The 12,919-nt window shown below is 70.5% G+C and carries 15 protein-coding genes; 12 read left to right on the top strand and 3 right to left on the bottom strand.

Annotated features, from left to right (window positions below; genetic code table 11):
- Window positions 1-76 precede the first annotated feature (76 nt).
- From U3653_RS29290 to U3653_RS29320, 7 genes are read left to right on the top strand one after another with little or no spacing between them, the layout of a single operon-like run.
- On the top strand, window positions 77-1,345 hold the full coding sequence (locus tag U3653_RS29290) for a beta-ketoacyl-[acyl-carrier-protein] synthase family protein (RefSeq protein ID WP_195081896.1): 1,269 nt from the start codon (window positions 77-79) through the stop codon (window positions 1,343-1,345).
- On the top strand, window positions 1,342-2,580 hold the full coding sequence (locus tag U3653_RS29295; RefSeq protein WP_195081897.1) for a ketosynthase chain-length factor: 1,239 nt from the start codon (window positions 1,342-1,344) through the stop codon (window positions 2,578-2,580). The genes U3653_RS29290 and U3653_RS29295 overlap by 4 nt, the downstream gene beginning before the upstream one ends.
- Window positions 2,577-2,831 (top strand): acyl carrier protein, encoded by a 255-nt coding sequence (locus U3653_RS29300; protein WP_323124396.1) that lies wholly within the window; start codon window positions 2,577-2,579, stop codon window positions 2,829-2,831. Before U3653_RS29295 ends, U3653_RS29300 begins: the two co-directional genes overlap by 4 nt.
- Window positions 2,828-3,766, top strand: a complete 939-nt coding sequence (locus tag U3653_RS29305) for an aromatase/cyclase (protein WP_195081898.1) — start codon at window positions 2,828-2,830, stop codon at window positions 3,764-3,766. Before U3653_RS29300 ends, U3653_RS29305 begins: the two co-directional genes overlap by 4 nt.
- A complete protein-coding gene (locus tag U3653_RS29310) occupies window positions 3,763-4,689 on the top strand; it encodes an MBL fold metallo-hydrolase (protein ID WP_195081899.1) in 927 nt (308 codons plus the stop codon). The genes U3653_RS29305 and U3653_RS29310 overlap by 4 nt, the downstream gene beginning before the upstream one ends.
- Window positions 4,677-5,930 carry an FAD-dependent oxidoreductase gene (locus U3653_RS29315; RefSeq protein WP_195081900.1) on the top strand — a complete coding sequence of 418 codons (1,254 nt, stop codon included), beginning with the start codon at window positions 4,677-4,679 and terminating at the stop codon, window positions 5,928-5,930. The genes U3653_RS29310 and U3653_RS29315 overlap by 13 nt, the downstream gene beginning before the upstream one ends.
- Window positions 5,931-5,932: 2 nt before the next feature.
- Complete coding sequence (locus U3653_RS29320; protein ID WP_195081901.1) at window positions 5,933-6,694, top strand: alpha/beta fold hydrolase; 762 nt, start codon at window positions 5,933-5,935, stop codon at window positions 6,692-6,694.
- 7 nt (window positions 6,695-6,701) lie between these two features.
- Here the strand turns inward: U3653_RS29320 and U3653_RS29325 are convergent, their stop codons facing one another.
- Window positions 6,702-7,073 carry a winged helix-turn-helix transcriptional regulator gene (locus U3653_RS29325; protein ID WP_195081902.1) on the bottom strand — a complete coding sequence of 124 codons (372 nt, stop codon included), beginning with the start codon at window positions 7,071-7,073 and terminating at the stop codon, window positions 6,702-6,704.
- Window positions 7,074-7,176: 103 nt separating this feature from the next.
- Between U3653_RS29325 and U3653_RS29330 the strand changes: the two genes are divergently transcribed.
- Both U3653_RS29330 and U3653_RS29335 read left to right on the top strand, forming a co-directional pair.
- Entirely contained in the window at window positions 7,177-7,668 is a 492-nt protein-coding gene (locus tag U3653_RS29330) for a luciferase domain-containing protein (RefSeq protein WP_067798258.1), read from the top strand.
- A gap of 29 nt (window positions 7,669-7,697) precedes the next feature.
- Window positions 7,698-8,132 carry a lipocalin-like domain-containing protein gene (locus U3653_RS29335; protein ID WP_195081903.1) on the top strand — a complete coding sequence of 145 codons (435 nt, stop codon included), beginning with the start codon at window positions 7,698-7,700 and terminating at the stop codon, window positions 8,130-8,132.
- On the opposite strand, the gene U3653_RS29340 is transcribed toward U3653_RS29335, so the two are convergent.
- A complete protein-coding gene (locus U3653_RS29340; protein WP_195081904.1) occupies window positions 8,093-8,572 on the bottom strand; it encodes an acetyl-CoA carboxylase biotin carboxyl carrier protein in 480 nt (159 codons plus the stop codon). The genes U3653_RS29335 and U3653_RS29340 overlap by 40 nt on opposite strands.
- A 15-nt stretch (window positions 8,573-8,587) precedes the next feature.
- Entirely contained in the window at window positions 8,588-9,370 is a 783-nt protein-coding gene (locus U3653_RS29345; RefSeq protein ID WP_195081905.1) for an SDR family NAD(P)-dependent oxidoreductase, read from the bottom strand.
- Between the two features lie 170 nt (window positions 9,371-9,540).
- On the opposite strand from U3653_RS29345, the gene U3653_RS29350 reads away from it, so the two are divergent.
- The 3 genes from U3653_RS29350 to U3653_RS29360 all read left to right on the top strand — a co-directional run bounded on the left by U3653_RS29350 (window position 9,541) and on the right by U3653_RS29360 (window position 12,900).
- Window positions 9,541-9,960 (top strand): nuclear transport factor 2 family protein, encoded by a 420-nt coding sequence (locus U3653_RS29350; protein ID WP_195081906.1) that lies wholly within the window; start codon window positions 9,541-9,543, stop codon window positions 9,958-9,960.
- 25 nt (window positions 9,961-9,985) lie between these two features.
- On the top strand, window positions 9,986-10,594 hold the full coding sequence (locus tag U3653_RS29355) for a malonic semialdehyde reductase (RefSeq protein ID WP_195081907.1): 609 nt from the start codon (window positions 9,986-9,988) through the stop codon (window positions 10,592-10,594).
- 110 nt (window positions 10,595-10,704) lie between these two features.
- Window positions 10,705-12,900 carry an ArnT family glycosyltransferase gene (locus tag U3653_RS29360; protein WP_195081908.1) on the top strand — a complete coding sequence of 732 codons (2,196 nt, stop codon included), beginning with the start codon at window positions 10,705-10,707 and terminating at the stop codon, window positions 12,898-12,900.
- Window positions 12,901-12,919 lie beyond the last annotated feature (19 nt).

The following is a 12,919-nucleotide window of genomic DNA, read 5'->3' on the forward strand; positions in this document are numbered from 1 at the left end:
CGAGGGCCGTCGCCGATGCTCGATCGCACCATCGAAGGGAGAACGCCATGAACCTCAACGCATCCGGTGGTCCACGATGAGCCGCCGCGTCGTCGTCACCGGGCTCGGCGTCCGCGCGCCCGGCGGGTCGGGCAAGGACGAGTTCTGGAAGCTGCTGTCGGAAGGCCGCACCGCGACGCGCCGGATCTCGTTCTTCGACGCCTCGCCGTACCGGTCCCAGGTGGCCGGCGAAGCGGACTTCGACCCGGTACGGGAAGGGTTGTCCCCCCGAGAGATCCGGCGCATGGACCGTGCGGTGCAGTTCGCCGTGGTCTGCGCGCGGGAGGCGGTGGCCGACAGCGGGATCGACCTCGCCGCGGTCGATCCGCACCGGCTCGGTGTGAGCCTCGGCAGCGCGGTCGCCGCGGCCACCAGCCTGGAGCGTGAGTACCTGGTGCTGTCGGACTCCGGGAAGAACTGGCTGGTCGACGAGACGTATCTGTCCCCGCACATGTTCGACTACATGATTCCCAGCGTGATGCCCGCCGAAGTGGCTTGGAGCGTCGGCGCCGAAGGACCGGTGGCGATGGTCTCCAACGGCTGCACGTCGGGACTGGACTCGGTGGGCCACGCGGTGCAGCTGATCCGCGAGGGAACGGCCGACGTCATGGTGGCGGGGGCGTCGGACACGCCCATCACACCGATCGTGGTGGCCTGTTTCGACGCGATCAAAGCGACCACCCCGCGCAACGACGAGGCGGAGGTGGCCTCGCGTCCGTTCGACAACTCGCGCAACGGATTCGTGCTCGCCGAGGGCGCCGCGATGTTCGTGCTGGAGGAGTACGCGAGCGCGCGCAGGCGGGGCGCGCACATCTACGCCGAGATCTCCGGGTACGCGACCCGGTGCAACGCCTATCACATGACGGGACTCAAAGCCGACGGCCGCGAGATGGCCGAGGCGATCCGGGTCGCGCTCGACGAATCCAGGATCGACCCGACAAGCGTGCACTACATCAACGCGCACGGCTCCGGAACCAGGCAGAACGACCGCCACGAAACCGCGGCGGTGAAGCGCAGTCTCGGCGCGCACGCCTACGCCACGCCGATGAGCTCGATCAAGTCGATGGTCGGGCATTCGCTCGGCGCGATCGGCTCGGTGGAGATCGCCGCCTCGCTGCTCGCGCTGGAATACCAGGTGGTGCCGCCGACGGCGAACCTGCACGAACCCGACCCCGAATGCGATCTGGACTACGTGCCGCTGGTCGCCCGCGACCACCGGATGGACACCGTGCTCACCGTGGGCAGCGGGTTCGGCGGCTTCCAGAGCGCGATGGTGCTGCGCAAAGCGGAAGCGGTGGCGGCATGATCCTCGTGACCGGAATGGGCGTGCTCGCGCCCAACGGCACCGGCGTGGAGCGTTTCTGGGACGCCGTGCTGGCCGGGCGCGGCGGGGTCGCGCCGCTCACCCGGTTCGACACCAGCCGCTCGGCGGCGCGCCTGGCCGGCCAGGTGGCCGATTTCGACGCCGGTGCCCACCTGCCGAGCCGGCTGCTGCCGCAGACGGACGTCTCGACCCGGATGGCGCTGGTCGCCGCGCAGTGGGCGCTGGACGACGCGAAGGTCGACACGGCGGCGATGACCGACTACGACATGGGCGTGGTCACCGGAAATGCCTCCGGCGGCTTCGAATTCACCCATCGGGAGTTCAACAAGCTGTGGTCGCTCGGCTCCGAGCACGTCAGCGTCTACGAGTCCTTCGCGTGGTTCTACGCGGTCAACACCGGCCAGATCTCCATCCGGCACGGCATGCGCGGACCGAGCAGCGCCTTGGTCGCCGAGCAGGCGGGTGGCCTGGACGCGATCGGTCACGCGCGGCGCACCGTGCGGCGCGGGACGCCGCTGGTGGTCACCGGCGGCGTCGATTCGGCGCTGGATCCGTGGGGGTGGGCCTCGCATCTGTCCAGCGGTGCGGTGAGCACCGCGACCGACCCCGAGCGCGCGTATCTGCCGTTCGACGCCCGCGCCGCCGGGTACGTGCCGGGCGAAGGCGGCGCGATGCTGGTGATCGAGGACGCCGCCGCGGCGCGGGCTCGTGGCGTGCCGAAGGTGCACGGCGAGATCGCTGGGTACGCATCGACCTTCGACCCGCCGCCCGGTTCCGGCCGGCCCTCTGGCCTGCGCCGCGCCGCCGAGCTCGCGCTGGCGGACGCCGGGATGACGCCCGGCGACATCGACGTGGTGTTCGCCGACGCCTCCGGCATACCCGATCGCGACCGCGACGAGGCCGCCGCCATCGAGGCGGTGTTCGGGCCCGGCGGCGTTCCGGTCACCGCGTCGAAACCGCTGACCGGGCGCCTGTTCTCCGGCGCCGGCCCGCTCGACGTCGTCACCGCGCTGCTGGCGATGCGCGACTCGGTGCTCCCGCCGACCGCGCACACCACCACCCTCGCCGAGGACTGCCGGATCGATCTGGTTCTCGGCGCCCCGCGCTCCGCCACCGTCGGCGGCGCGCTCGTCCTTGCACGCGGGCGCTGGGGTTTCAACTCCGCGGTCGTCGTGCGCGCCGTATCCGATCGAGATCTGCCGAGGAGCGAATCATGACCATGACCATCACCGATTTACGCCGCATTCTGGTGGACTGCGCCGGCGGCGAAGACCTCGCCGAACTCGGCGGCGACATCGCGAGCGTGGAATTCGAGGAGCTGGGCTACGACTCGCTCGCGCTCATCGAGACCGCGGCGCGCATCCAGCGCGACTTCGGCGTGACAATCCCCGAGGAACAGCTCATCGAGGTCAAGACGCCACAAGAGCTGGTCGACATCGTGAACACCCAACTGCGCGGTGCGGCATGAGCGCGGAAGTGATGTCCCACTCCAGGGTGGTGCGGGCCGCCCCGGACGTCGTCTACGACCTGGTCGCCGACGTCACCAGGTGGCCGGTGATCTTCGAGCCGAGCGTGCTGGTGCGGCATCTGCACCGCGGGCCGGACGAGGAACGCTTCCGGCTGTGGGCGACCGTCGGCGGCGCGGTGCGGAACTGGACGTCGCGGCGGGTGCTGGACGCCGGACAGCGCCGCATCGCCTTCGAGCAGGAGCGCAGCCAGGCGCCGATCGCGTCGATGGGCGGCGGCTGGTCGTTCCGCGAGCTCGGCCCCGGCACGACGAAGGTGGTCTTGGACCACCACTTCACGGTGGTGGACGGGGCCGATGCCGCGCAGGTCGCCGCCGCGGTGGATCGCAACAGCGTGTCCGAGCTCGCGGCGCTGGCCCGTATCGCCGAACTCGGTCACCCGGCGCGCGAGGTGGTCCACACCTTCGAGGACACGGTGACGCTGGACTGCTCGGCCTCCGAGGCATACGACTTCGTCTACCACAGCGAACGCTGGCCCGAGCAGGTGCCGCACGTCGGCCGCGTAGAGCTCACCGAGGACGCCGACGGCGTGCAGCTGATGGAGATGGACACGGTGACGGCGGGCGGCCTCCCGCACACCACCAAATCGATCCGGGTATGCGTCGCGGGCGAACGGATCGACTACAAGCAGCTGGTGCCGCCCGCGATACTGTTCGGCCACAGCGGCGGGTGGGAGTTCGCCGACGGACCGGGCGGCGCGGTGGTGACCGCGCGGCACACGGTCGCGATCGATCCCGCGGCCGCGCGCGAGATCCTCGGTGCGAACACCGATCTCGCCGATGCCCGCGCGTACCTCACCGAGGCCCTTTCCAGCAACAGCCGCAACACGTTGCGGTGCGCGGAACGCCATGCCGCGTCGACGAAGTCGCCGACATGACCGCCACCGAGACGGCCGCGGCACCGCGCGTGCACGAGATCGCCGACGGCGTCTACGCCTACACCCACAGCCGCGGCGGCTGGTGCGTCAGCAACGCCGGTGTGCTGACCGGGCCGGACGGCGCGGTGGTGATCGACACGCTGGCGACGGAAGGGCGCACCCGGGCGCTCGTCGAGTTCGTCGACGGGCTGGGCGCCGGCCCGGCCCGCACCATCGTGAACACCCACCACCACGGCGACCACAACTTCGGCAACCACCTGTTCGGACCGGCGGCGGTCGTGGTCGGCCACGACCGGATCCGGCCGGAGATGATCGAGACCGGCCTGGCGCTGACGAAGCTGTGGCCGGACGTCGAATGGGGCGATGTGCGGGTCACGTTGCCCAGCATCACGTTCAGCTATCACCTCACCCTGCATCAAGGCCTGCGCCGGGTGGAACTGCTCCACTTCGGCACGGCCGCGCACACCACCAATGACGTGGTGGCGTGGCTGCCCGAGGAACGCGTTCTGTTCGCCGGGGATCTGGTGATGTCGGGCGCGGCGCCGTTCTGCCTGATGGGGTCGGTCAGCGGGGCGATCACCGCCGTCCGGCGGCTGGCCGCGCTGGGCGCGGAGACGGTCGTCGCCGGGCACGGCCCGGTCACCGGGCCGGAGATCTTCGACCAGACGCTGCGCTATCTGCGCTGGGTGCAGGACCTGGCGGTGGAGGGACGCGCGCTCGGGCTGACGCCGCTGGCGATCGCGCTGGAGGCCGACCACGGCGAGTTCGCCGACCTGGTGGATCAGGAGCGGCTGGTCGGCAATCTGTATCGCGCGGACGCGGAACTGTCCGGCGGCGAGCCCGGTGAGCCGCTGGATGTCCTGGCGATCTTCGACGAGATGGTGCTCTACAACGGCGGGCAGGTGCCGGCATGCCTGGCGTGAGCACCGAATCGGTGCGGGTGTGCGTGATCGGCGGCGGTCCGGCGGGGCTGATGACCGGTCTGCTGCTGGCGCGCTCCGGCGTACAGGTGCTCGTGCTGGAGAAGCATCCGGACTTCCTGCGGGATTTCCGGGGCGACACCGTGCACACCTCGACACTGCTCGCGATGAACGAACTCGGCCTGGCCGAAGAGTTCCTCGCGCTGCCGCACGTCGAGCTGCCCCGGCTGCCGATGGCGACCGCCACCGGGCCGGTTGTGTTCGCCGATTTCAGCGCGCTGCCAGGGCCGTTCCCGTTCGTGGCCTTCATGCCGCAGTGGGACGTGCTGAACTTCCTCGCCGAAGCCGGTCGCCGCTATCCCGGTTTCCGGCTGGTGCAGGAAGCGGAGGTGACCGAGCTCATCCTGCGCGACGGCAAGGTGACGGGCGTACGCGCCGAGACCACCGACGGCCCGCTGGAGGTCGCCGCGGATCTGGTGATCGCGGCCGACGGGCGGCATTCGATCGTGCGCCGGTCGGGGCTGCTCGAGGTCGCCGCCGCCGCGGCGCCCATGGACGTGCTGTGGTTCCGGGTCGGCAAGCCGGAGGGCGAGCGCCTGCCCACGGTGCGCAGCGGGAAGGGCTTCTTCATCGTCTGTATCGATCGCGGCGACTATCTGCAAGTCGCCTACATGATCCCGAAGGGCGGTTTCGCGACGATCCGGGCGGCGGGGCCGGCGCGGTTCCGTGCGGATCTGGCGGCCATCTATCCCGTGCTCGCGCCACGGCTGGACGCGGAGATTTTGGACTGGGACGACGTGAAACCGCTCGACGTGCGGGTGGACCGGCTGCGCCGCTGGTACCGCCCCGGACTGGTGGCGATCGGGGACGCGGCGCACGCGATGTCCCCGGCGGGCGGAGTCGGCATCAATCTCGCGGTGCAAGATGCCATCGCGACCGCCCGGCTGCTGGCGCCTGTCCTCGCGGCGGGCGTGAACCCGTCAACGGCCCAGCTGCGCACCATTCAGCGCCGCCGTGAATTGCCCATGCGCGTCGTGCAATTCGCGCAGCTGCACTTGCTGGCCGACCTCTACCCCAGCGCGGGACGGCCAGGCACCGACAATCCGCTGCTGGTCCGGCTGCTGCGCCGTTTCCCGCGCCTGCCCCGGCTGGTGGCCCGGGTGATCGGCCTCGGCATCCGGCCCGAGCCGGTGCCGCCCGCGACCGGAACCGTCACCGCACTGACGAGACTCAGGGAGAACTGATCGTGTCGACCTACTTGCTCATTCACGGCGCCTTCCACGGCGGTTGGGTCTGGCAGCGGGTGACTCCGCTGCTGGAGGACGCGGGGCATCGTGTCCTGGCCCCGTCGCTGGTCGGTTTGGGCGACCGCGCGGACCTGCTCACCGCGGATGTCGGCCTCGACACCCACGTCGAGGATCTGATCGACCTGGTCACCGCCGAAGATCTGACCGACATCGTCCTGGTGGGGCACAGTTACGCGGGCATCGTCGTCACCGCGCTGGCCGACGCCGTGCCCGACCGCATCGCCGAACTCGTCTACATCGACACCTTCGTGCCTCGCGACGGCGAGGCGGTGGCCGACATCATGCCGGGCATGGTCGAGGCCTTCGCCGCCGCGGCGGCGAAGGCCGGTGACGGCTGGCTGGTGCCGCCGCAGACCGAGCCGGCCGGCGACGGCGGACTGTACGGCGTCACGGAGGAACCCGATCTCAGCTGGCTGGCGTCCATGCAGACGCCGCAGTCGCTGAAGACCTTCCAGCAGCCGATGGTTCTGACGAACCCCGAGGCGCTGGCGGCGATCCCGGTGCGGCACGTCCATTGCGGCGAAGGCGGCGACGACTTCAAAGCGATGCGCGCCGCCATGCCCCGCACCCTGCCACCCGCCGATCTGCCCGCCGATCGCCTGCACGTCCTCCCCACCGGGCACGACTGCATGATCACGATGCCTCGCGAACTGGCCGGATTCCTGCTCACCGTGGCGCCGCGCCCGACATCCGCCCGCTGACCGCGGATCAGCTCACTCGCTCCCCCGCGTCGAAGGCGGCGCGCGCCGCGAGAACCTCGCCGAGATGCTCGGCGGACCAGGCCACGATGCTGCCGAACACCGGAGTGAGCGTTCTGGCCAGCGGGGTCGCCTCGTATTCGACGCGCGGCGGGACCTCGGGGTAATAGGTGCGCGCGACCAGGCCGTCGCGTTCGAGCTGACGCAGGCGCTGGGTGAGGACCTTCGGGGTCAGGCCGGGAATGCGCTGTTGCAGTTCGGTGAAGCGCAGCGTGCCGTCGTGGGTGAGCACCCACAGCACCTGGGTGGACCAGCGGCCGAACACCAGGTCGATGACGGGCGTGATCGGACAAGGATCGACGGGCTCCGGCACGGCTGGCATACGTCCTCCTGGTAAGTCACTTTCCCCTTGGTTACTACTATACTTTGGAAAGTAATGTGTTTCCAGGGGTCGCGAGTACGCGAAAACCGAAGGGAGCACAGTCATGACGACAACAGTGGACGGCCGCCTGGACCTGCCGCGCCGCTCCGGCGAGCGGCCGCGCACCCGGGAGCACAACCCACACCAGCAGCTCGACCAGATCGCGCCGCCCGAGTTGCAAGAGGAGCTGTGGTCGCGGATGACCACGCTCGACGGCGTCCTGCTCGGCCGCAGTGGCGTCTCCCTGCCCGACACCCGGGCGCTGCACCTGCGACCGGGGATCGCCCGAGGGCCGCGTGCGGCGTACCTCGCCGGCACGGAATTCGCCCACCTGCACGGGCACGGAGACGGCAGCCTGCACATGTGCCTGCCGGAAGACGTGGTGGCGCAGGCGGTTTCCCGAGGATGGGCGGAGGCGCATCCGATGGCGCGGCAGGGCTACCTGCCGGGGACGCTGGTGATGGTGTACGGGCCGCGCGATCACGCGGAGCTGGAGGTCGTCTGGCAGCTGGTGCGGATCAGTCACCGCTTCGCCGCCCGACCGGCTACAGCGTGATTAGAGCGGCGGCCGCCATCGTCGGTGTCATGAACGCATCCGATCTTGTCGGCACCTGGGAACTGGTGTCCTACTACGACATCGACGAGCAGGGCGTCACCAGCGAGGGACCGCTCGGCGACGCCCCGCGCGGCCTGCTGATCTACGGCGCGCACGGCTACATGTCCGTGAGCATGATGCGCACGGACGCAGCCACGGGAGCCACCCCGTTCATGGGATACGCGGGCACCTGGCGGCGCACCGGCGCGGAGGTGGTGCACGCGATCAGCGTGTGCTCCAACCCGGCGTGGGCGCGGACGGAGCAGGTGCGGCAGATGTCGCTGAACGGTGACGTGCTGACGCTGATCGGCGCCGCACAGGTCGGCGGGCGGACCCAACGCCGGGTGCTCACCTGGCGTCGCGGCCGCCCGCCCGAATCCGACCGTCATTCCGCGGTATACGAGAACAAGGGCTCATCGAAGTGAACCGGTTCGCCGTCTTCCTTCAGTATCCCGGTGATCACGCCGCCGGCCTGGGCGGTCACCGGGATCATCAGCTTCATCGCCTCCACGATGCCGACCTGCTGCCCAGCGCTCACCCGATCGCCGACCGCCACGAACGGGTCCGCGCCCGGCTCGGGGGATCGATAGAACACGCCGACGCTGGGAGCGCGCACGACCGCGCCGAGCGCCTCCGGCACGGCGACGGCTTCCACCTCGGCCACCGCGAGCGGCGGGGCGGACCCGACGGGGCTCGCTTCGGCCCACTCGGCCTCGACGGTCACCTCCCCCACCTGGAAGCGCAGCGCGCTCGGCTGCCGCGGAAAACCCGCGAGCAACTGCAACGCGCCGGACTGGATCGCTTCCAGCACGCGCAGATAGTCCTCGTGTCCGGTAGCGGGAGCGTTTTCCTCCACTGCGGTCATCGCCGTCACTCCTCGTCAGTAATTGCCCAGCCCGCCACAGACGTTCAACGCCTGCGCGGTGACGGCGCCCGCCCCGGGACCGATCAGATAGTCGACCATCGCCGCCACCTCGAACGGCTGCACATAGCGGCCGATGGGCACCCGCGCGCTGACCCGGGCGTGCACCTCGTCGGTGTCGACGCCCCACAGCCCGGAATACACCTCGCGCACCCGCTCGGCCATCGGCGTCTCCACGAAGCCGGGGCACACGGCGTTCACGGTGATCCCGGTCTTGGCCAGTTCCAGGCCGAGTGCCTTGGTGAAGCCGACCACGCCGTGCTTGGACGCGGAGTACGGAGCGCCGTGCACCACGCCCTGTTTGCCGCCGGTGGAGGCGATGTTGACGATGCGGCCGCTGCCGCGTTCGAGCATGCCGCCCGCGTTCAGCACCGCCTTCGTCATCAGGAACACGCTGTTGAGATTGGTGTTGATCACGTCGAACCACAGCTCGTCGGGCACCTGCGCGGTGACGCCGCCGCCGCTGCGGCCCGCGTTGTTGATCAGGATGTCGATCGGGCCGTAGCGCCGCACACCGGCGTCGACGTACTCGCGGACCTGCGCGGCGTCGGCGACGTCGCAGACGGTGCCGTCCACCTCGTGACCGTCGTCCTGCAGGCTCTTCACCGTGTCGGTCACCCGCTGCTGATCGCGAGCGCAGAGGAACACCGCGATACTCTTGGCCGCAAGGCTTTTGGTGATCTCCAGGCCCATTCCGCTGGTCGCTCCCGTGACCAGCGCGACGCGCCGATTTTCCGCCATGACTCCTCCATCGGTCGAACTTCCGAACCCGCCGGGCTTCTCGACCACCAGGGTCGACCCGCGTCCTATAGATCCGGTCAACCGCGCCCGTGCCTCGGCTCAACCGAGGCTCTAGCGGCGTGCACCACGCTGGCGTGCAGCCGAGCCCCGCCGCGACCACAGGAGCAACCATGACCACCGTCGCCAGCCGCACCGAGTTGTACGCCGAGGTCCAGCAGTTCTACGCCGAGCAGATGCAGCGGCTGGACAACCGCGACATCCCCGGCTACGCCGCCACCTTCACCGAGGACGCGGAATTCGAGCACACGCCGGGCATTTCGCCCGCCCGGACCAGGGCGGGGATCATCGCCGACCTGGTCGAGTTCCACAAGCGCTTCGACACCGACCCGATGCAGCGCAGGCATTGGTTCAACATGATCAACCTGCAACCGCAGGACAACGGCACCATCGTGTCCACCGCCTACTGCCTGGTGGTGAAGATCCGCCCGAACAGCAAGCCGGAGATCGCGCCGAGCTGCGTCGTGCACGACGTGCTCGTCCGCACCGACGGCGGGTTGCTGACCCGGTCGCGGCGCGTCGTCCACGACTGATCCGACCACCCTTCGAGGAGAACCCGTGAACTCCGTTCAGCCCGCCTTGCTCACACTCGCCGCCGACGCTCAAGACCTGCTGTTCCGCGAGGCCCGCACGGCGAACGCGTTCACCGACGAGCCGGTCACCGACGAGCAGATCCGCGAGATCTACGAACTGGTGAAATACGGACCCACGTCGATGAACCAGCAGCCGCTGCGGATCGTCCTGGTACGCAGTCCCGAGGCGCGGGCACGGCTGGTCGGCCACATGATCGACAACAACAAGCCGAAGACGGCCGCCGCGCCGCTGTCGGCGATCCTGGCCGCCGACCTGAATTTCCACCAGCACCTGCCCAAGGTGTTCCCGCACGCGCCGGAGGCCAAGGACTACTTCGCCGACCCCGGCTATCGCGCCGAGTCCGCGCGCTTCAACGCGTCGATCCAGATCGGCTACTTCATCCTCGGCGTCCGCGCCGCCGGGCTGGCGGCGGGGCCGATGAACGGCTTCGACAGCGCGGGTCTGGACGCGGATTTCTTCCCCGGCGGGGAACACACCGGCCTCGTCGTGGTCAACATCGGCAAACCCGGTCCGAACGCCTGGTTCCCGCGTTCGCCGCGACTCGAGTACGCGGAGGTCGTCAGCACGGTGTGATCCGGGCGAGCGCTGCCCGGCCGCACAGCGCACTCCCAGCTTTGCCCCAGCTTGCGGGCAGCCCGCCTTCCTAGCCTTCGAGCAGAGGTTGACGAAAGGAAGGCGAAATCATGGCGCTGATCACGAGCGTCCCGCCGGGCGTCGAGGCCGACGAGCGACTCGTCGGCGCCCATCGCGCCCCGGCCGGACGGTCCTGGGCGGATCGCGTGTTCTTCGGGCCCGCGACGCAACCGCGGTGGGCGCGCCCGGCGCTGCTCGCGCTGCTCGTCGCGACCGCGGTGCTATATCTGTGGAATCTGACGGTGTCCGGTTGGGCGAACGAGTATTACGCCGCGGCGGCGCAGGCGGGCACGCAGAGCTGGAAGGCGCTGCTGTTCGGCGCGCACGACGCGGGCAACGCGATCACGGTGGACAAGCCGCCCGCGGCGCTGTGGGTGATGGGGCTGTCGGGGCGGCTGCTCGGGTTCGGCTCGTGGTCGCTGCTGGCGCCGCAGGCGTTGATGGGCGTGGGCTCGGTGGCGCTGCTGTATGCCGCGGTGCGGCGGTGGAGTGGGCCCGGCGCGGGCCTGCTCGCGGGTGCGGCGTTGGCGGCGACGCCGGTCGCCGCGTTGATGTTCCGCTTCGACAACCCGGACGCGCTGCTGACCCTGCTGCTGATCGCGGCGGCCTACTGCACGGTGCGGGCGATCGACTCGGACGCCCCGCGCTGGCGTTCGGCGAGTACCGGCTGGCTCGCGCTGGCCGGTGCCGCCATCGGGTTCGCGTTCCTGACCAAGATGATGCAAGCGTTCCTGGTGCTGCCGGCGCTGGGCTTGGTGTTCCTGGTCGCGGGAGCGGGCGGATTCTGGTCGCGCGTCGGCAAATTGATCACCGCGTGCGCGGCCATGGTGGTCGCGGGCGGCTGGTACGTGCTGCTGGTCGAGTTGTGGCCCGCTGATTCGCGCCCGTACATCGGCGGATCGACCGATAACAGCCTGTGGGAACTGGCGCTCGGTTACAACGGCATGGGCCGGTTGCTCGGCGGCAGCGGCAATCCGAGCGGCGGCGGCTCGGGCGGCCCGGGCGGTGGCGGCATGGGCGGGGCGTTCGGCGGCGAGACCGGACTGGCCCGGCTGTTCAGCGGCACCATGGCGACCGAGATCTCCTGGCTGCTTCCGGTCGCGCTGATCGGCTTGGTCGCCGGGCTCTGGCTGAGCGGCCGCGCACCGCGCACCGATCGGCTGCGGGCGGCGATGATCCTGTGGGGCGGCTGGCTGGTCGGCACCGGCTTGGTCTTCAGCTACATGAGCGGCATCATCCACCCGTACTACACGGTGGCTCTCGCGCCCGGCGTCGCCGGTGTCGCCGCGATCGCGGTGACGCAGCTGTGGTGGCGGCGCGGACACGTGGCGGCCAGGATCACCTTGGCCCTGCTGTCGGCGGTCACCGGCGCCTGGGCCTTCGTACTGCTGAACCGCACGCCGGACTGGCTGCCGTGGCTGCGCTGGACGGTGGTGGCCGTGACGGCGATCGCCGCGGTGGCGCTGCTGCTCGGCGCGCACCGGTCGCGCCGGATCGCCGTCGTGATCGCGGCCACGGCGTTGCTCGCCGGATTCGCCGGATCGACGGCCTACGCGATCGAGACGGTCACGCACGCGCACAGCGGCGGCATCCCCACCTCCGGACCCGCGCAGACGGGGTCGATGGGCGGGCCTGGTGCACCCGGCCGGGGCGCGGGAGCCGACGACGGCCGCGCCCAGGCCGCAGACGGAGCGTCCGGGACCGGTCGGCCGACCGGAGACTCGGCCGGCACCGGCCAAGCAACCGGCGACGCGGCCCCCACCGGCACCGGCCAAGCAACCGGCGACGCGGCCCCCACCGGCCAGCCGACCGGCGACGCGGCTCTCGCCGACGGCGGCCTGCCGACCGGCGATGGGGCTCCCGCGAGCGGTCCCGGCGGCGGCGGACCTGGTGGCAGCGCCGACAACGCCGAGTTGGACGCCCTGCTGGCCGACACCGACAACCGGTGGTCGGCGGCGAGCATCGGCTCGGGCACCGCCTCCAGCCTGGAACTGCGCACCGGCACGTCGGTGATCGCGATCGGCGGCTTCAGCGGTGGCGACGACGCGCCGACGCTGGCCCAGTTCCAGCAGTACGTGGCGAACGGCGAGGTGCACTACTTCATCGCGCAGGGGCAGGGCATGCGGCCCGGCTCCAGTGGCGAGAAGTCGGCCGCGGACCAGATCACCGAGTGGGTGAAGGCGCACTACACCGCGAAGACAGTCGGCGGCGTCACGGTCTACGACCTGACCGCACCGACCAGCTGACGATTCCGGTCCGCGATAT

Source organism: Nocardia implantans, assembly GCF_035544775.1.
GTDB lineage: Bacteria > Actinomycetota > Actinomycetes > Mycobacteriales > Mycobacteriaceae > Nocardia > Nocardia implantans.